Genomic DNA, 19618 nt, shown 5'->3' on the forward strand with positions numbered 1-19618 from the left:
TTATTACTATTCTTTCTCGAGTACTTCAGCTAGTTCTGCAGATTTGTTAAACTGTGGATTGTGATCAGATTTGAATAGGAGGTATTTATAGCCTCTTTCTTTGGCTCTTTCACCATAGAAGTAAAAATCATCTTTTTCTGGTTTAGCAGTATCTTCAACAGTTAAGATGTATGTTGCCGGTAATTTTAACGCAGCTTGATTTTTTCTTGAAACAGGCTGCGTAAAAGTTTTAACAGATTGAGGTACATCTTTTGGAGCTGGCTGATTTGGCTTAACCCATTGAGGAACCATAAATCCATTAGTTGATGTAAACTTAGGGGTGTTGGCATTATCTCCTCTGGATGTTGCTAAGCTTTGCCCATCATTAGGCAAAATTGCATCAAGAAAGACTAATTTTTTGATTCGTTCGGGGATACTATCGGCAATTCCTGTAATTACCATGCCGCCGTAACTATGACCAACCAGGATGACATTCTTTAAATTCTCATAGAGTATCAGATTAACTACATCTTTGATGTGTGTATTCAGGTCAATATCGGGAGAACTTAAGTGTACGCGTTCACCTTGTCCGGTTAAACTCGGTCTGTAGACGGTATTTCCATGGGAGGACATTATTTCATCAACGTTTTTAAAAGCCCAGCTGCCACCCCATGCACCATGAACTATTACGTAAACAGGTTTTTCTTGTGCTATGGTGGTACTTGAGATGAATGCGCTTAAAAAGCAAGCAATGATTAAGAACGGTTTTTTGAGAAATATGGTCATGATTTGCGTTTAGATTCAAGTAGTTTGAATCTAAATATAGTAATATCTTAATTGAAATAATTATGGTAAATTAGATTAGCTTAAACCATCTGGTATGACGCCGGCACTAAAGGAAGTTTTCATTAAGGAATTGCTTGCTAATCGAATCTCCCTTGCGGGATTTCACTCGCTTCTAGCAGCCGTTAATGAGCAGGATCTATCTCTCATTATTCAACGAATATATGATCTAAATGATACACAGGTTAGGAAGATTGCGGCACTAGGACCTTTAATGGCAAAAATTGATGCAGTAAAAAACAGCCAGCGTAATGGTAAATTCCTAAGCAAAATTAAGGGTGGTTTTCGAAAAAATGCAAGCAATAAAGTAATACTTGTAGAAGGAGATTCCTGGTTTAATTATCCGATTTTATTGAGTGATGTGATAGATTGGATAGGTATGGAGAAGAATATGGCTGTTTATAGTCTGGCCTCCGGTGGAGATTGGTTATTGAACATGCTTAGTGCGAGAAGGTATGTTGAGCAGCTTTCAACTATGCATCCTGATGTATTCATTATAAGTGGAGGTGGGAACGATTTGGTAGGTAGTAATAGAATTGCAGCCATGGTGGATCCGAAAGGAGAATCGGATGAATTCATCAATAGTCCCTGGGCTCAGGGAGTGATGCGGAAATCCAAAACAGAATTTGATCCGCACAAGTTCAATAGAGGGCTTAAATTTCTATCTAAAGACTTCTTCGCATTATTGATGTTTTTTCAGCTTCAATATTACAATCTTTTTAATGGCATCCTCACCTCCGGAACTGGAAATCCAGCCAATGGCAAATTTCCAAATATCAAGATCATCACTCAGGGCTATGATTATGTAATACCAAGTAGGAAATTAGGCTTCGGGTTTAAGCCCTGGCGTTGGTACAGGCCGTTTGCAAGGATGTTTCTTGGACATGGCAGCTGGTTGAAAACGCCATTGGATTTAAGGGGGATTTCTGATTCTAATACACAAGAGGATATCATGTATTCCATGATCTATCTCTTTAATGAAATGATGATTGAAACAGGACAATTTTTTAAGGAGATAGTTGGTTACGACTGCGTCTTTCATATAGACTCCAGAGGTGCAATTGGCAGACATGGCTGGACAGATGAGCTCCATCCGCTGCCTGAGAATTTCAGGAAGGTTGGGAAAGTATTTATAGACTGTATTAATGGTGTACCATCCACAAATGGATTGGTTTATGAGGTTCCTCCTTCAATCGAAAAAATATGAAAACCTTGCTCTGGATTATATTTGTTATTGTGGTTTCGATTTTGAGTTTTCAGGATCATACACTAATTAAAAACAGTAACTATGGCATTGTACATCTTGAATTGGCAAATACTGAACTTGGTGTGCAAATTCTAAAAGAGTGGCATCAATGTCATTATGGAGAGTTAACACTGCTGGATGTTGCCCGCAATCATACCAGATTAGATTTTCTTTTTATTTTCACTTATGTATCGCTCATCATTTCAATGTCCAACTGGCAAATGCAGCGGGAGCAGAGAATGTTGTTTAATGAGTTGTTACGTTTTAATCTTTTTATTACTGTATTGGCAGGGCTATTAGATTTTATAGAGAACTTTAGGATTCTACATAATTTTCAGCATATAGGTGCGGAGTCCGAATACTGGGCAACTAATTGGCTGTCCTCAGTAAAGTTTGGTTTAATTGGATTTGCCATATTGGTTTTTCTGATTTCTTTGTTAACAATGAGACGCAAGGTGCAGGCAAGGAAGCCTTTGTAAAGTTAGCTATATTAAAGAATGGGAATTTATATCTTTGGAAGATAAATTAACAAATCTCATTCAATGAAGAAACTAATATCAACACTCCTTTTTCTGTTCTTTTGTTCTGCATTAAGTGCTCAAGAGAATAGCCAACGAATTCTTTATATAGTTGATAGTGTTGTTATTGTTGATGACCCTGATGAAAATGATCAGCTTGAAGAAAATGATATTGAAAAATTAGAAGTCGTAACTAATCCGGATCGTATAAAAACAGCTGGATACGAAGGAAAGATGGATAAAATCATTTATGTAATTACCAAATCATATGCAACCCGAACAGATGAAATAAAACGCATTTCGACTACAAAGAATATGAAAAGAGTTAATGGTGCATGGTATTTGAAGGACTCTGAAACTCCTTTTTCAGGTAGATTTATTGATTATTTTCTGAACGGTCACATACAGGGTGAAGGCATGCTTAAGGATGGTTTTGTCGAGGGAGTTCGGACTGTTTATTATCCAAATGGAAATAAAAGATATTTTTATTCTTATAAGAAAGGAATTGAAGATGGTCCTAGTGAAGAATACTTTATAAATGGTAAACTCAAACAAAAAGGATCTTTTGATAATGAGCAAGAGGTTGGTTTATGGCAGGTGTTTTATTCAACTGGTAAGCTTAAACGACAATCTAATTTTGTAAATAAGAAGCAGGAACTCTCTAAGGAAGAGAAGAAGTTTCATGAATTATTTAGCAAAGGAATAGTTCTGATGAAAGCGTATGATTACACCGGGGGTATTAAGAAGCTTAATGAGGCTATTATCTTAAACCCAGATTATGCAGATGTTTATTTCAGTAGAGGGACTGCTAAGCTTAATTCTTTTGATTTTGACAGTGCTATTGCTGATTTTGATAAAGCCATTGAGCTCGAACCTTTGTATAAGGAAGCAATTAGTAATCGCGCATTTGCAAGATTAAGAAAATTTGAATTTAAGGATAGCAGAACACTAAGTAAATCAAAGGAAGTTACCATTTTGGTCGCTAAAGATAATGTGCCAATACCATCTGAAGATTTGATTAAAATCTGTGCGGATCTAAATCTTGGCTACGAACTTGGAGATCGAAGTCCGATGATGATTGATGCGCGGAGTAGGTATTGCAAATAATATGGCATACAGATAGGTAGTGATGCAACATTTATAATCGAGCGGTGTCTTATTGACATTAATCGCTTTAAATGAAACCTTACCTAATTCTGTTCTTCTTGTTTGTATATGGTCTGATGTGTCAGGCTCAGGATCCTTCAGTGCAAAAACAGTTGCAAGCTGTAAGAACCGCTGAAAGTCCAAAAATAGATGGTATTCTTGATGACCATTGTTGGGTTAATGTTCCAATAGCTACAGATTTTTTTGAAATCAGACCTGTACCGGGTAGAGTAGAGGGTAAGGACAAACGCACAGAAATGAAGGTGTTGTACGATGATGCCGCGGTTTACGTTTATGCCCGAATGTATGATCATCCTGATAGTGTTTCCCACGAATTGGTCTCTCGCGATAATATCGGTAATGCTGATTTTATCTCTATAGTATTCGATCCATTTTACGATAAGATGAACGGGAATGGTTTTTTTGTAACCGCTGCGGGGGTTCAGTTCGATGCTAAGTATTCTCAAATTGGTGATGAAGATCCTAATTGGAATGCTGTTTGGGAGAGTGCTGTGAAAATTGATGATAAAGGATGGACTTGCGAAATGAAAATTCCTTACTCTGCTTTGCGTTTTTCGGCAAAGGATATTCAAAATTGGGGCTTAAACTTTAGCCGTCGTATACAACGGTCCAATGTGCAGACTTTTTGGAATTTTGTTAGTCCAAATGTGAATGGTTTTATGAATCAGGAGGGGCTGTGGATGGGAGTTAAGGATATAAAACCTCCCTTACGCTTGTCCTTTTCCCCATATCTTTCTGCTTATGTAAATAACTATCCCGCTAATATTCCCGGAATAAAAAATACAACAGCGCGTTTTAATGGAGGTATGGACGTAAAATATGGCATTAGCAATAGTTTTACATTGGATATGACGCTGGTCCCAGATTTTGGACAAGTACAATCCGATAACCGAATCCTAAATTTAACACCATTTGAAGTGAAGTTTAATGAAAACCGACAGTTCTTTACTGAAGGAACCGAGTTGTTTAACAAAGGTGATCTGTTTTATTCGAAGCGCATTGGCTCCATTCCAAAATACTACGATTATTCTAAAGTAAACAGTTCTGAAACAATCATTAAAGATCAAAGTGAAGCCAAAGTATTAAATGCTACCAAAATCTCCGGACGTACGGCAGGGGGACTGGGTATTGGTGTTTTCAATGCCATCACTAAAGCCATGCAAACTGAGGTTAAAGATCAGGATGGAAACATACAAGAAATCGAGACTCAACCATTAACTAACTACAATATCCTGGTGCTCGATCAATCTCTAAAAAACAACAGTTCTGCAACTTTTATCAATACCAATGTTTTAAGGCAAGGTGCTGCTTATGACGCCAATGTAAGCGCTTTGCTATTTAACCTTAATGATAAGAAGAACGTTTACTTTTTTAATGGGGCAGGTAAAATGAGTTATATAAAAGGGGCTGGCAGTCGTACAGGATTCAATTATGAATTCAAAGGAGGTAAGCAAAGCGGAAATTTCAGGTGGAGTTATAATCAAGTGTACGCTGATGACAAATTTGATAAGTCTGATATGGGGTTCTTTACGAATAATAATTTTTTAGACCAGCATTTAAGTTTTGGATATAATAATTATAAGCCCACTTCATGGTACAATCAATTGGAAAGTTGGTTTAATATAGAATATTCAAGGCGCGTTAATCCAGGCGACTATCAGCGCTTTGGGGTTGTTACTGGATCCTGGGTGCAATTTAAAAGCTTTTGGTCGGTTGAAACGGATTTGGAATATGGTGCAGAAGGGAATGATTTCTATGAATCCAGAAATGGACAGGTGTATAAAGCTCCTGCTAAATTCGGCGCATCAGTTTATGTAAATCCAAATAGGGCCAAAGCATATAATTTTGGTGGAAATGTAAAATACTTTAGAAGGGAACTTTTTAATGGACAGGAGTATAACTTCTATTTCTTCCAAAACTTAAGACTAAATGATAGAATTGCTTTCGGTCTGGATTTGAATTTTAATCCAAATTACAATTACGTGAGCTGGATTAAGGCACATGGAGATCAGGCTATTTTCTCTCGTTATAACCGGAACACAGTCGAAAATTCTTTTGATGCAAAATACTCTTTCAGTAATAAAATGGGAGTGTCGGTGGTGGTTCGACATTATTGGAGTGATAGGAGAAATAAAGAATTTTATCTGCTAACAAATCAAGGAACATTAACTGCTTATCAGGGAGAGCCACTAACTGGAACTGATAGAAATTACAATGTTTTCAATGTCGATTTAATTTATACATGGCAATTTGCTCCCGGTAGTGAAATGACTTTATCCTATAAGCAAGCTGCCGAAACAAATGATAATTTTTATACTCAACGATATAACAGAAATTTGGAAAACATTCTGTCTGCACCGCAAAATACCAGTCTGTCTGTAAAGGTTTTATACTACATCGATTATCTAAACCTCCGCAAGAAAAGAAAATAGAGCTCCTTAAAAATCTCAATAACATAAGTTTGAGTAGTTTTGTGGTTATGGTGAAGCTATCAGAAGAACAAATTTTCTCATTTAACCGCTTGATGTTGGGTTGGATTACGGAAAACAAGCATTTAAGTAAAGCTTTGACTCGTTTTGATCATTTAATCGTATTAAATAGCAAGGCTTTAACTTTTGATTTCAATGGGCTGTCTCTAGACTACCAAAAGAAATTTGTGTTGAATAATTTCGAGTTGTATTGTACTTCCTTATTTTTGGCGATTAAACCAAGAATGAAAGTGTTTGTTAAGAATGAAGGGTTTCGTGCTTACGACTTTCATTGTGTTTTTGTTTTAGGGAATTTACGTCACGAACGAACCGAAAAAGTATCAACCTTCTAAAAACTCGGGCATAATTTCGATTATGAAATAAATAGTCCGGACTTAATGTATTTTATTGTTTACAAAGCAACTTTTGGGTTCTATTTGTGTAGTATTGATTACACACAAATGTAAACTGCTATGAAAAAACTACTCATGGTTGTCTTGGCTTGTTATGGCCTGACTTCCCGTGCTCAAGAGCACGAATCCCGAAATTTTCTCCACCTTTATTCTGACTCTGTGATTTATGCTGATAGGGTTAGACTACGACCAAATTTCTCAGGTAACTGGCAACTGCAGGCCGATTCCAAACGGTTTAGGCCGGAACTGGTAAAGTTCTTTAGTAATGAAGATGGTTTCTTTGCTAATAGCGGGAGGCTCAGCTTTGGTCGTGGTAACGAATTTTCTGAGCGCATTGTAGAAGGCAAGATTAATGTTTATCAAGAGGTTCCATACGACCAGTTTATGTATGGGAGGGAGTACCGATATAGCGGTAGAAGAGAGCCTGCAGTTAACCTTCGAATGTATTATAATAAGGGACTTAATAACCTTAAGAAGGTGAGTTACGATAATTTGAAAAATGATATGGCAGATAATGCCCAAAGCATGGATTTTCTGCAAGGTTATAGAAGGAGTATGAATACAAGTAAAATAATGTATGCAGCTGCAGGAGCATCACTTGTGGCAGGAATATTTTCTTTTATAGCTAAAGGTGCTAGACAAAAAGCAAAATTCGAACGTGAGGGATTTGGTGGACAAGGTTTTGATATGAACACAAAAGGGCCCAATTTTACATCTAGCTTAGTGTTTCTGGGGCTTGGGCTTGGTTTTGCTGCCGGAGGGTATTCTATACAATTATCAGGTTCGCGTCACCTGGAGAGTGCCGTGGATGCTTACAATCGTTAGTAATCTTTAAAGATAATACTCTAGTTACTTTTGAAATCTGTTTACCAGAAGTAACTAGAGTACTTATTAAAGTAATTTCAAATCGTCATTTCTAAAATTGGAAAGGAAAGGGCTTTCTGGAGGTAGTTCCGTAATTAAGTAATTTATTCGGTTAAGTGGACAGATCCTTATTCGTTGAGAGGTATTCAGTTTTTCCGCAATAGCCAAAACCGCAACTTTTCTTGAAGCATTTACAATAGCTTTGTTAACCTGTACAATCTCCCAGTCCATGTCTGTAAGGCCTTCCTCAGCTGAAAATGCATTCGCGCCAAGCAGGCAAAGGTCTACTTTAAGATCAGATAGTTGGTTAATAACACTCGTTCCTGTATGCAGGTTTGCGTTTTTACTGAGCTTTCCACCTATGGTAATCACCTCTAGATTACTGTGCTCTGATAGGGTTATTGCTGCCTGAGGACTAACAGTAAAGAAGGTTGCCTTTAAGCTTTTTGGAATCATTTTAGCCAGTTCCAGGATAGTTGTTCCGCCTTCAGTAAGGACAACCATGTCGTTTTTGATCAACTTGAGTGCCTTTTCTGCGATTTTTTTCTTTTCTGCAAGCGCATATACTTCGTTTTGTAAATTAAAGGGGGCAACAAAAGATTTGCTCGCAGCACCTCCATGTACTTTTAGTACTTTGCCTGATTCAGCTAACTCCTTTAGATCACGTCGAACTGTGTCATCGGAGATGTTTAGTAAGGTGCTCAAATCTGCAGATAGAACCTTGTTGTGGAGGTTGATTTCCCTCATAATCAGCTTGTGTCTTTCTTCTTTTCGCATATGCAGTTTTTAACGGATTTGACAAAAGTAATTTTTTTTTCTGTTAAATATTTGGATGTTATTTTTTTTGCGGTTATACTTGTGTAATAAAACGCATAAAAACCGCAAATAGGTTGATTTGATCAATTTGGATAAGTCATTAATCAGTTTTATCTTCTTTTGTGCTGCTTTTTTGCGTTTTCAATATAGCTAAACCAAACAACTGTATGAATAAAATTTTAGCATTTATGATCATTCTGTTCCTGGTAGCAGATGCAAAAGCCAAAAGTTGGCCACTTCAATCTGCCGACCGCATCATCCGAGGTGAGGTAGTTGATGAAAAAAATGAACCCATACCTGGGGTCTCTGTAAGGCTACTAGGTAGTGCACAGGGAACTGTTACTGACGAAAAGGGCAAGTTTTCTCTTTCGGTGGCTGCTGAGAAGGATTCTCTTCAGTTTTCCTTTATAGGTTATAAAAACAAAACCATTAAGGTTGGTCGATTACAGGAGCTTAAAGTTAAGCTAGAACCTGACGAGGAGAATAAGCTGAATGAGGTAACTGTAGTTGGTTATGGTACACAAAAGAAGATTTCTGTAACGGGTTCATTATCTTCAATTTCTGTTAAAGAAATTCAGCGGGTTTCAACGCCAGCATTGTCTAACGCAATTGCAGGTAAATTGCCAGGAATAATTACTCGTCAAGCAAGTGGAGAGCCCGGTTATGATGCTGCACAAGTTTATATACGAGGATTATCTACTTTTGGAAACAATGCTCCGCTGATATTGATAGATGGGGTGGAGCGTGATATGAACAATATCAATGCGCAGGAGATAGAGAGTTTCACCATATTAAAAGATGCCTCTGCTACTGCGGTTTATGGGGTTCGTGGCGCTAATGGTGTTATTCTTATCAGTACCAAGCGTGGAGTTACAGGAAAACCTGCCGTAACCTTCCGTACCGAAGCTGCAGCTTTGCATGCTTTAAGATTACCTGAATATATTAATGGACAACAATATGCTTCACTTATGAATGAGGCAAGAGTGTTCTCAGGTGAACAACCGAGATGGTCAGCGGAAGAGCTTGAGAAATTTGGCAATGGATCAGACCCTTATCTGTACCCTAACTCAAACTGGACTGATGCAGTATTGAAAAGAGATACCTGGCAAACCATCAACAATCTTAGTGTAACTGGTGGTAACGAGATCATTAAATACTATACGAATGTAGGTTACACACTTCAAAATGGGATTTATAAACAAGATGCTACCAATAAATTTAATACAAATGCCAATATAAAACGCTACAATTTCAGAAGCAATGTCGATCTGAATCTCTCAAAAAGCCTTACCATGCAACTTGGATTGGGCGGTATTATTCAGAATGGTAATTACCCGGGATTCTCAGCTCCAGATATTTTCCAATCTTTAAAAGTTATATCACCAATTGCATTCCCAGTTACTAATCCTGATGGAACACCTGGTGGTGCCCAAACTTTTGTGGGATGGAATCCATGGGGAAGGGTTTCTCAGTCAGGTTATAGCACACAAGATAGGAGTACCTTACAGGGGACCTTTGCCGCTAGATGGGACATGTCTGAACTGGTTACAAAAGGATTGTCATTGAGAGGCTTATTTTCCTATGACCGCTATAGTCAGACAAATAATGTAAGGATAAAGGAATTTGAGGTAAAACGATACCTCGGTAAAGATCCCGATACCGGAGAAGATTTATATAGTGCCCCATTTAGAGAAGAAAAACCACTGGGTTATTTCACGGAAAACGGAAGTAACAGAGCGATCTACATGGAAACTCAGTTGAATTACGAGCGTTCTTTTGAAAAACATAATCTTACCTCGATGGTTTTGTTCAATCAGCGAGATTATGTAGATCTTACGGCCGGTAACTCAGTTTCCAATCTGCCTTTCCGTAGGATGGGATTGGCTGGTAGAGTTACCTATAATTACGATAACCGATACCTGGCTGAGGTTAATTTTGGGTACAATGGTTCTGAGAATTTTCCAAAAGGTAAGCGATTTGGTTTCTTTCCTGCGTTCTCAGCAGGATGGGTTGTATCAAATGAAAAGTTCTGGAATGTACCTTCAATAAGTAATTTAAAGATTAGAGCCTCTTTTGGAAAAGTAGGGAATGATCAAATCAATCAACGCTTTTTATTCTTAAGTACAGTAAAAACCCTTGGACAGTCTTACCCATTCGGTCCGGATCAACAGCTCTTTTATGGAATGGAAGAGAATCAGATCGGTAATCAGGATGTAACCTGGGAACGTGCAACCAAAAGGAATCTTGGTTTGGATTTAGGTTTCTTTGATGACAAAATAACAATACAGGTTGATGCTTTTGATGAAGACCGTACCGGTATTCTTTTGCAACGCCAAACGGTACCTTATGTAACTGGTTTCTTTCCATGGTCTATTCCTTATGGAAATATAGGAGCTATTAAAAACAAAGGGATAGATGGATTAATAGAAATGCGGAATACTACATCTGGTGGGTTTTTCTATTCTTTGCGTGGTAATTTTACTTTCGCAAAGAATACCATCATAGAAAATGATGAGCCTACGCGCCGATATTCTTATCTGTCTGGCAAGGGGCTGCCATTAAATCAGAATTTTGCTTTCATTTCAGAAGGCCTGTTTCAAAGTGACGAGGATATTGCAACAAGCCCAAAACAGAGTTTTTCTATCCCAAGACCAGGAGATGTTAAGTACAAGGATATTAACGGTGATGGTATAATTGATTCCTATGATCAAATTCCGGTCGGCTATCCGCGTCTTCCTCAAATGACATTCGGTTTCGGCGGTACCATTTCTTATAAAAGTTTTGACTTCAGCCTGTACTTTACAGGGGCAGCCAAATCAAGTATTTTCCTAAGTGGAACGTCTATGTGGCCGTTTTATGATGGCTTAGGCGTAAATAATGTTCTTACTGAATATTACAACAATCGTTGGACTCCCGAGAACAGAGATGGGGAATATCCTGCTATTGATGTGGGTAATAATCCCAATAATTTCCTGAATTCTACCACATGGATGAAGAATGGAAATTACCTCCGGTTACGTAATCTTGAAATAGGGTACACTTTACCTCAGCGGTTGTCTGGCAGGATAGGAGTCAGTTCTCTCAGGTTTTTTGTGAACGGGATGAATCTGTATACCTGGGATCACATTAAGATCATCGACCCTGAATCTAATGATGGAACTGGTGGTTATCCTTTACAGCGATCATTCAACGCAGGCTTACAAATCGATTTTAAATAGTATAACAGCAACCGTAATAAAAGAAATTAACATGAAATATTTAATCTGTGGATTATTGTTAGTACAGCTTCTGATGTTCTCATCTTGTAAAAAAGATTTTCTGGATAAAAGTCCGGAAGAGGACATTACCATTGAAGAAGCTTTTCTTCAGCGTAGGTATGCTGAGGCTTTTTTATCGGATGTTTATGCCGATCTTCCTCTTGAAAACTGGTTTACAGACATGGTGGATCCTAATCCATTTGTTGTCGCATCCGATGAGATGAATGTGCCTTGGCCAGAGAAATTTGCAAAGCTGATGAATAAAGGATCCTGGAATGCCTACAATGTGGCCAGTCAGCAATGGCGCAATATGTATGAAGGCGTACGTAAGGCGAATATTTTTCTTAAGCATATTGATAAGACTCCACTTGGTAAGGATTTTACACAACAAGATAAGGATCGTTGGATTGGTGAGGCTGTGTACTTGCGTGCTTTCTATCACTTTTGGTTAATGCGCATCTATGGTCCAATACCAATTATGGATTATGATGCCGGTGTAGCCGATGATTTTACTAAGATAAAGCGCCAGCCGCTTGATAAGTGTATCGAATTCGTTTCCAAAGAATGCGACCGGGCTATTGCTTTGTTGCCAATGAAAGTTACCTCAGACAGGAATATTGGAAGGGTTACCGCTGCTGCAGCTCTAGCCCTAAAAGCGAGGATGCTTTTATACGCTGCTAGTCCTTTATGGAATGGTAATTCTGATTATGCGGGTTTCAGCGATAAAGAAGGAGTTAATCTATTTCCTGCACAGTATCAGCAGGACAAATGGAAACAGGCAGCTATAGCAGCCAAAGAATGCATCGATAAATGTGAGGCTGCAGGATATCAGCTCTTTAAAAAGTATGCCGATCCAGTACAGAATTATCAGCAAATATTTCTGGAAAATAATAACGTAGAAGTAATTCTTGCCCGCAACTGTACGACACCAGATATTGGTGGTTATTATCCGGGGATGGCCGAGAAATGTGCTTTTCCAGGAAGCCTTGGTGGCTGGAACGGGTATAATCCAACACAGCAACAGGTGGATGCTTACGAAATGGATAATGGAAAAGTCTCGGTTCTAGGTTATAACAACGACGGGTCGCCAATTATTAATCAGGGATCAGGATATACTGAGGCAGGATATACAAATACTGCAATGGCCGGACGTTGGATGGAAGGGGTAAGTAATATGTACGTACATAGGGATCCCAGGTTTTATGCTTCCATCAATTTCAATGGAGCTTATTTTATCGATCGTCGTCTGGAGTTCTGGTCATCCGGTGCCGACGGAAGGGGGAATGCAGGCAGGGACTACAATACAACTGGCTACTTGCTTAAAAAATCTATAGATCCAACTGCCAATATTGCACAAGGTAGGTTTTCTCTTAAAACCTGGATATTTTTTAGACTTGGAGAATTCTATCTTGATTATGCTGAGGCGCTAAATGAATCGGATGGACCTGTACCTGATGTTTATAAGTATATGAACCTGATAAGGGAAAGAGCTGGTATGCCTGCACTTCCTTCGGGTCTTAATGCCGATCAGATGAGAGAAAGAATAAGAAATGAACGTCGTGTGGAGCTGAGTTATGAAACACATCGTTATTTTGATTGCCATCGGTGGAAAATAGCAACCCAAACTGATAATGGGGCAATCTATGGAATGAACATTAGTGCAGGAAATAACCTGCAGGATGATGCTTATTATAAACGTACCGTAGTTGAAAAGAGGGTGTTTCAAGGACCTAAACATTATTTATTCCCAATCCCTCAAAGTGAAATTGATAAGACTCCTAATATTATTCAAAATCCAGGCTGGTAATGATTCTTAAATATAAAACCATGAACAAGATAAATTTAACTTCAATAGTACTAAGTGCTTTTATATTCCTGTCTGGCTGCAATAAGGATGTTTTGGTAGATCTGGACATCCCTGAAGCGGGCAATTATGCTCAGCTATACATGTCGCAGGCAGCAAACAATCCAATTAGCATGGGAATCAGCATCACCGATCAGGTTTATGAGGTGCCTTATGCAGCTCATTTGGGTGGCCCACTAACTGCTCAGACCGATATTTCTGTGAATTTTAAGGTTTCTCCTGAAATGGTGGCAGCCTATAATCAGAAAAACAACACCACTTATATCCTAATGCCTGAAGGAAGTTATACACTAGAGCGTTCGTCTGCTGTGATCTCTAAAGGTTCACAAGGCACGGGAATTCTTAAATTGGCAATTAAAACCAAGGGGTTTCTAGAAGCATTTGAAAGCTACCTGCTTCCCATAAGTATTTCGACATCTACAGATGTTAATTTAAACAAAGAGCTTAGCACTACTTATTTCGTGTTTACAGGTTCATACGCTCCGGGAGAAGTTCCCCGTGAGAAAGTGCTTTCAATGGGTGCCGATGCAGGTTCGTTTTTAGTTGACTTTAACGGAGATTTTTTGCGCAAAGATCCGGCAACTGGCGATTTGTTATTTTATAAGGCCAATGTAGCTAGTGGACAATTTGCTACCCCACCTAAAACCATCAGTACCGGATGGAATGTGATGGATAAAGTATTCTCCTTTGGGGGAAACCGTTTAATCGCCAGATTTGCCAGTGGTGGAGGTAATATTAACCAGTACTTCCTTAGTCAGGATGGCGTATTTGGTGCTCAACGTGAAGTTGGTCAGGGCTGGGGGGTAATCTCTACCATAGTGCCATTTAAGGGACTTCTGTTAGGGATAGGTGCCAATGGTGATATGACTAAGTATCCCTTAAATGGCAATGGTGATTTTGATTATAGCAACATCAGACAGATTGGTAGCGGTTGGGGTGGGCTAGCCCATATTTTCCCTTACCAAAACTCACTGATAACCATTGAAAATAACGGCGATATGTGGCAATATCCACTTACAGATGATGGTACATTTGGAACACGAAAAAAGATTGGAACAGGTTGGGATATGTATATTAAGGTAATTACAGCAGGTACAGATCTGCTTGCATTGGATACGAACGGAGACTTGTGGCGATATAAATTTAACCCTGAAGGTTTATGGCCTTTAAAGAAATAGGAATTAGGAATGATTTACAAAAATATAATAATGAAAAAAAAGCCCGTAATGTGTAGAACAATTGCTATGCTCTTGTTTTGTTTAACCTTTGCCGTGCAAACAGCAGGAGCTAAAGAAAATGATAGTGCTTCATTGAATAAGGAGGCTGCTTATGCGCTCATTAAAAGGATCCTTCCAAAATATGCGGATCGTTTTCTGGTTGCCTACATCCCAATGGAAAACAACAAGGATGTCTTTGAGCTGGAAGCTAAGGGTGAAAAGATTATTTTAAAGGGTAACAACGGAGTTTCAGTTGCTAGCGCCCTTAATTATTGGCTCAAAAATTACGCGCATTGCGATATTAGCTGGAATGGTACAAACCTGGAAATTCCAAGTCCATTCCTAATGGTCAAAGAGAAAGTACATAAGGTTACACCTCACGATTATCGTCATTATTTTAACTATTGCACATTTAATTATACCGCGTCCTGGTGGGACTGGGAACGTTGGCAGTGGGAAATTGATTTTATGGCCTTAAACGGCATCAATATGCCGCTTTCTATGACTGGTCAGAATGCTTTATGGGATCGTGTTTACCGAAGCCTTGGTTTTGATGATGCAGATATGGATGCCTTTTTTACCGGACCGGCCTATTTCATGTGGTTTTGGGCAGGTAATATCGATGGATTAAATGGTCCTTTACCTAAAAGCTGGATGAAAAGCCATGAGGAACTCCAGAAAAAGATTTTACTTCGTGAAAGGGAATTAGGTATGAAACCTATTCTTCCTGCTTTTAGTGGTCACGTACCTCCAACATTCAAGAAGAGATTCCCTAATGCTAAAGTGGATAAAGTAAATTGGGAAGGCCGTTTTGCTGATGCTTACGTGCTTGATCCGGAAGACCCGATGTTTCAGCAGATCGCAGACAAGTTTATGCAGGAACAGAAAAATACCTTTGGACTGGAGAACCATTTGTATGGGGCCGACACCTTTAATGAAATGGATCTTCCTCATCAGGATTCTGCCTATGTACGTAAAATTGGTAAAGCCGTGTATGATGGTATGGTTAAAACCGATCCAAACGCAATTTGGGTAATGCAAGGCTGGTTGTTTTGGGATAGAAGAGATTTCTGGAAACCAGAGCGCATCAACAATTACCTAAGTGGTGTACCTGATGATAAATTGATCATTCTGGATCTTTTCGCTGATGAGCAGCCGATTTGGACTAAAACCAAATCTTTTTTTGGAAAGCCATGGATTTGGTGCATGCTACATAATTTTGGCGGGCGAAATCCATTGTACGGAAACCTGGATTATATAGCCAAAGAGCCAGCAGAAATGGTTCATGATCCCAATAAAGGTCAGCTTTCAGGAATAGGGATAGTACCTGAAGGTATTGAACAGAATCCTGTGGTATATTCATTGATGCTCAATCATGTATGGAATGATAAGCCAGTAAATGTGGGCGATTGGCTTATCGGCTACGCACATAGCCGCTATGGAAAAAGAAACCAGTATACGGAAAAGGCCTGGAACATATTACATAAAACAGTCTATGCAAAGGAAGGTAGCTATGAAACCATTGTAGTAGCCAGACCAACCTTTGAAAAAGACAATGAGTGGGCTGCTACAGACCTACCGTATGATGCTGCAGCATTGATTCCTGCATGGCAAAATATGCTTGCAGCTGCTGATCAGTTTAAAAATAATGACTGTTATCAGTTTGATCTTGTAAGCGTAGGTACACAGGTTCTTGCCAATTATGCTTCGGTAGTTCAGCAAAAGTTCGCCAAGGATTTTAAGCAAAAAAACAGTGCAGCATTTAAACAACATACTACGGAGTTTATGCAGCTGATTGCTGATATGGATCAGCTGATGGGCACCAGGCGAGAATTATTACTTGGTAAATGGCTTAACGACGCAAAAAAGTGGGGTACAAATACTGCTGAAACCCGTTTGTATGAGAAAAATGCAAGAGACTTGATTACACTTTGGGGAGGAAAGGATGCTGTGCTACATGAGTATGCCAATAAGCAGTGGTCTGGCTTATTCAATGGCTTCTATGGAAAACGATGGAAGATGTTCATTACTGAAGCTAGTGATGCCTTAAAGTCGAAAAAGATTTTTGATCAAAAAGTATTTACTGAAAAAATAAAAAACTGGGAATGGGACTGGGTAAATGGAACAGAGCTGTATCCAGATCAGCCATCGGGAGATGCCGCTGCAATATCTAAAATGATTTATGCTAAATACAACAAGCAAATCATTGCTGCCTATAAGGAACTTAAATTAACGAAGAATAAAAAATAATTTACATATGATACCTATTACAGAACAATCATCCCTTTACGATAACCTTGAAACTAAATCAGTTCAGGAATTGACCAGCGCTATCAATCAGGAAGACCATAAGGTGGCAAAAGCAATTGAAGAAGTTTTACCTCAGGTTAATGACCTTATAACCTCCATTGTCAGTAAGTTAAAGAATGGAGGAAGAATGTTCTATCTCGGAGCCGGCAGTGGAGGCAGGCTTTCAGTGCTTGATGTGATTGAGCTACCTACAACCTACGGTTTACCTAAAGGAATATACAATGCGATACTCGCAGGAGGTGAAGACCGACTTATAGATGCACTTGAGGAAATGGAGGATGATATCAATGAGGCATGGAGCAGGCTTAGTACAGCAAACATATCAGAAAAAGATATCGTTGTAGGTATTTCTGCCAGTGGAAGTACACCTTTTGTCGTTGAAGGGTTAAAACAATGTCGTGCCCATAATATCACTACGGGCTGTATTGTTAGCAATCTCAATTCACTTATTGCTGCTCAGGCAGATTATCCGATAGAGGTGCTTACCGGGCCGGAATTTATCACTGGGAGTACCCGAATGAAGTGTGGAACAGCTCAAAAGATGCTATTTGATATGATTTCGACTTCTGTAATGATTCAAATGGGAAGAATAGAGGGAAATAACATGATTCATGTAAAGCTAATTAACGATAAGATCATGGATCGGGGTGTTAAAATGCTAATGAAAAAGGCCGATATTGAGAATTATGAGGCGGCAAAGTCTCTGCTGTTGCAATATGGTACTGTAAAAAATGCGATGGAGAAGTTAGTTAAAAATCAAGACTGAATATTTTAAGATTCTAAATACAAAACATTGAAATACATTTTTATTTGTTATTTATGGGCTCTGTTGGCGGTGCCGGTCTATGGACAGTCTAGTGCATCTGGAGTGCATTTAATTCCGGAACCTGCTAGCATGGTGATCAGAAACGGAAGTTATATTGTTAATGAGAATACGGTAATCCGCTATACAGATGGAATGTCTAAGAAGAATGCAGTTCAGTTGCAGGAGTACCTGTTTAAAAATTACGGGTTAAACCTGAAGCTGCTTTCCCGGAGGACTGAAAAGTCTGATCCGGGAATATCTTTCGTTTCCTCGAAGGCAAAGGGAAAGGAATCCTATACATTTAAAGCAGATCCTTCGGTAATCGAAATTTCAGGTGATGACACGGGGATGTTCTACGGTTTGCAAACGCTATTTCAGCTCATTAAAGTGAAAGGCCAAAAGCTCGAAGTTCCTTGTTTGGAAATTGACGATAAACCTCGTTATGCTTATCGCGGTATTATGCAGGATGTTGGTTATCATATATACCCGGTTTCTTTTATAAAAAGTCAAATTGAAATGCTTGCCAAATACAAGATGAATGTATACCATTGGCACCTTACCGAAGATCATGGCTGGCGCATTGAAATTAAAAAGTATCCCAAATTAACCTCGGTAGGTGCTTATCGTGCCAGTACGCAAATCAGTAACTATGTCGATTCACTCAATGGTGATGATCACCTAGCATATGGAGGTTTTTATACACAGGAGGAAATTAAGGAGATAGTTGCTTTTGCGGCAGAACGACATGTTACGGTTATTCCTGAGATAGAGTTGCCAGGCCATTCTTTAGCCGCGTTAGCGGCCTACCCTGAGTTAGCTTGTGGAGATGACCCTGGTCCCTTTAAGGTTGCCGAACGATGGGGGATATTTGAAGATGTGTATTGCGCAGGTAAAGAAAACACTTTTAAATTTCTTGAAGATGTGCTCACCGAAGTTATGGAATTGTTCCCTTCGCCTTATATTCACATCGGAGGAGATGAATGCCCAAAGGAGCGTTGGAAGAAATGTAAATACTGTCAGAAACGGATTAAAGACAACCATCTGAAAGATGAATTTGAGTTGCAGAGCTATTTTGTAAAACGGATAGAAAAATTTGTGAACTCCAAAGGAAGGAAGATCATTGGATGGGATGAGATTCTGGAAGGAGGTTTGGCTCCAAATGCAACAGTAATGAGTTGGCGTACTATTGATGAGGGTATCAAAGCTGCAAAGCAGGGGCATGACGTTGTGATGTCGCCTCTCTCGCATGTTTATTTCGACTTTATACAGGGCAAGCGCGAATTAGAACCTCTAGCTATCGGATGGGGTTACAACCCTTTGTCAAGAGTGTATGGATATGATCCTACACCCACAGTACTTTCAGAGAAAGAAAAACAACATATTATTGGTGTTGAAGCTGCAATATGGACCGAGCATATGGATACCTATCGGAAAGTGGAATATATGCTCTATCCTCGTTTAATGGCGCTAGCAGAGATTGCCTGGACATTCCCTGAAAATAAGGATTCAGTCAACTTTTTTGAGCGGCGTTTGCCAAAACACCTGGCAGAACTGGATAGAACAGATAAAATATACCGGGTACCCAGTCCAATTGGAGTTTCTGATACCACTTTGATTGGAGCTGATTTTAATCTGGACCTAAAAGTTCCTGTTGAGGGTGCTAAAATCTACTATAATTTCGAAGGGCAGGATGCCAGGGAAACTGATTTTCTTTATGAAAAGCCGATACGCATCATCTTAAATAAGGGTGAGCGTAGAGCATTAAAATCAATAGTGATTACACCTTCAGGAAGGAGAAGCGTTAACACAACAACCATATTTAAAAATCCATAACCATTTTTACTCCCATTA

14 protein-coding genes are annotated in these 19618 nt (G+C 39.0%); 12 read left to right on the forward strand and 2 right to left on the reverse strand.

What is annotated here, in order from left to right:
- Positions 1 to 6: 6 nt before the first annotated feature.
- Positions 7 to 765: an alpha/beta hydrolase gene (locus HQN83_RS00355; protein ID WP_173087459.1), complete on the reverse strand. Its 759-nt coding sequence runs from the start codon at positions 763 to 765 to the stop codon at positions 7 to 9.
- A 94-nt stretch (positions 766 to 859) separates the two neighbouring features.
- Here HQN83_RS00355 and HQN83_RS00360 point away from each other — a divergent pair, with 94 nt between their 5' ends.
- The 6 genes from HQN83_RS00360 (at position 860) to HQN83_RS00385 (ending at position 7459) form a co-directional block, all read left to right on the forward strand.
- Complete coding sequence (locus HQN83_RS00360; RefSeq protein ID WP_173087461.1) at positions 860 to 2029, forward strand: hypothetical protein; 1170 nt, start codon at positions 860 to 862, stop codon at positions 2027 to 2029.
- Positions 2026 to 2547, forward strand: a complete 522-nt coding sequence (locus HQN83_RS00365; protein WP_173087463.1) for a hypothetical protein — start codon at positions 2026 to 2028, stop codon at positions 2545 to 2547. The genes HQN83_RS00360 and HQN83_RS00365 overlap by 4 nt, the downstream gene beginning before the upstream one ends.
- 63 nt (positions 2548 to 2610) lie before the next feature.
- Positions 2611 to 3693 carry a hypothetical protein gene (locus HQN83_RS00370; RefSeq protein ID WP_173087465.1) on the forward strand — a complete coding sequence of 361 codons (1083 nt, stop codon included), beginning with the start codon at positions 2611 to 2613 and terminating at the stop codon, positions 3691 to 3693.
- Between the two features lie 71 nt (positions 3694 to 3764).
- The gene (locus tag HQN83_RS00375) at positions 3765 to 6185 is read left to right on the forward strand and encodes a DUF5916 domain-containing protein (protein WP_246254124.1); all 2421 of its coding nucleotides are present in this window, start codon (positions 3765 to 3767) and stop codon (positions 6183 to 6185) included.
- A 29-nt stretch (positions 6186 to 6214) separates the two neighbouring features.
- A complete protein-coding gene (locus tag HQN83_RS00380) occupies positions 6215 to 6574 on the forward strand; it encodes a hypothetical protein (RefSeq protein WP_173087467.1) in 360 nt (119 codons plus the stop codon).
- Positions 6575 to 6694: 120 nt separating this feature from the next.
- Entirely contained in the window at positions 6695 to 7459 is a 765-nt protein-coding gene (locus HQN83_RS00385; protein ID WP_173087469.1) for a hypothetical protein, read from the forward strand.
- A 66-nt stretch (positions 7460 to 7525) separates the two neighbouring features.
- Here the strand turns inward: HQN83_RS00385 and HQN83_RS00390 are convergent, their stop codons facing one another.
- On the reverse strand, positions 7526 to 8275 hold the full coding sequence (locus HQN83_RS00390) for a DeoR/GlpR family DNA-binding transcription regulator (RefSeq protein ID WP_173087471.1): 750 nt from the start codon (positions 8273 to 8275) through the stop codon (positions 7526 to 7528).
- Between the two features lie 206 nt (positions 8276 to 8481).
- Here HQN83_RS00390 and HQN83_RS00395 point away from each other — a divergent pair, with 206 nt between their 5' ends.
- Genes HQN83_RS00395 through HQN83_RS00420 form a run of 6 tightly spaced genes read left to right on the forward strand, consistent with a single transcriptional unit; the run spans position 8482 to position 19600 of the window.
- Positions 8482 to 11532 (forward strand): SusC/RagA family TonB-linked outer membrane protein, encoded by a 3051-nt coding sequence (locus HQN83_RS00395; protein ID WP_173087473.1) that lies wholly within the window; start codon positions 8482 to 8484, stop codon positions 11530 to 11532.
- Between the two features lie 31 nt (positions 11533 to 11563).
- The gene (locus HQN83_RS00400) at positions 11564 to 13378 is read left to right on the forward strand and encodes a RagB/SusD family nutrient uptake outer membrane protein (protein WP_173087475.1); all 1815 of its coding nucleotides are present in this window, start codon (positions 11564 to 11566) and stop codon (positions 13376 to 13378) included.
- A 20-nt stretch (positions 13379 to 13398) separates the two neighbouring features.
- The gene (locus HQN83_RS00405) at positions 13399 to 14613 is read left to right on the forward strand and encodes a BT_3987 domain-containing protein (protein ID WP_173087477.1); all 1215 of its coding nucleotides are present in this window, start codon (positions 13399 to 13401) and stop codon (positions 14611 to 14613) included.
- Positions 14614 to 14643: 30 nt separating this feature from the next.
- On the forward strand, positions 14644 to 16902 hold the full coding sequence (locus tag HQN83_RS00410; RefSeq protein WP_246254128.1) for an alpha-N-acetylglucosaminidase: 2259 nt from the start codon (positions 14644 to 14646) through the stop codon (positions 16900 to 16902).
- Positions 16903 to 16909: 7 nt separating this feature from the next.
- A complete protein-coding gene (locus HQN83_RS00415) occupies positions 16910 to 17728 on the forward strand; it encodes an N-acetylmuramic acid 6-phosphate etherase (RefSeq protein WP_173087479.1) in 819 nt (272 codons plus the stop codon).
- Positions 17729 to 17755: 27 nt separating this feature from the next.
- Positions 17756 to 19600, forward strand: a complete 1845-nt coding sequence (locus tag HQN83_RS00420) for a beta-N-acetylhexosaminidase (RefSeq protein ID WP_246254133.1) — start codon at positions 17756 to 17758, stop codon at positions 19598 to 19600.
- Positions 19601 to 19618: the final 18 nt, after the last annotated feature.

This window comes from Pedobacter foliorum (genome assembly GCF_013266735.1).
GTDB classification, from domain to species: domain Bacteria; phylum Bacteroidota; class Bacteroidia; order Sphingobacteriales; family Sphingobacteriaceae; genus Pedobacter; species Pedobacter foliorum.

Coding starts and splice junctions, on each gene's coding strand:
- HQN83_RS00400 (WP_173087475.1), top strand. CDS start 11,564: ATGAAATATTTAATCTGTGGATTATTGTTAGTACAGCTTCTGATGTTC.
- HQN83_RS00415 (WP_173087479.1), top strand. CDS start 16,910: ATGATACCTATTACAGAACAATCATCCCTTTACGATAACCTTGAAACT.
- HQN83_RS00410 (WP_246254128.1), top strand. CDS start 14,644: ATGAAAAAAAAGCCCGTAATGTGTAGAACAATTGCTATGCTCTTGTTT.
- HQN83_RS00355 (WP_173087459.1), bottom strand. CDS start 765: ATGACCATATTTCTCAAAAAACCGTTCTTAATCATTGCTTGCTTTTTA.
- HQN83_RS00360 (WP_173087461.1), top strand. CDS start 860: ATGACGCCGGCACTAAAGGAAGTTTTCATTAAGGAATTGCTTGCTAAT.
- HQN83_RS00365 (WP_173087463.1), top strand. CDS start 2,026: ATGAAAACCTTGCTCTGGATTATATTTGTTATTGTGGTTTCGATTTTG.
- HQN83_RS00405 (WP_173087477.1), top strand. CDS start 13,399: ATGAACAAGATAAATTTAACTTCAATAGTACTAAGTGCTTTTATATTC.
- HQN83_RS00370 (WP_173087465.1), top strand. CDS start 2,611: ATGAAGAAACTAATATCAACACTCCTTTTTCTGTTCTTTTGTTCTGCA.
- HQN83_RS00390 (WP_173087471.1), bottom strand. CDS start 8,275: ATGCGAAAAGAAGAAAGACACAAGCTGATTATGAGGGAAATCAACCTC.
- HQN83_RS00385 (WP_173087469.1), top strand. CDS start 6,695: ATGAAAAAACTACTCATGGTTGTCTTGGCTTGTTATGGCCTGACTTCC.
- HQN83_RS00375 (WP_246254124.1), top strand. CDS start 3,765: ATGAAACCTTACCTAATTCTGTTCTTCTTGTTTGTATATGGTCTGATG.
- HQN83_RS00395 (WP_173087473.1), top strand. CDS start 8,482: ATGAATAAAATTTTAGCATTTATGATCATTCTGTTCCTGGTAGCAGAT.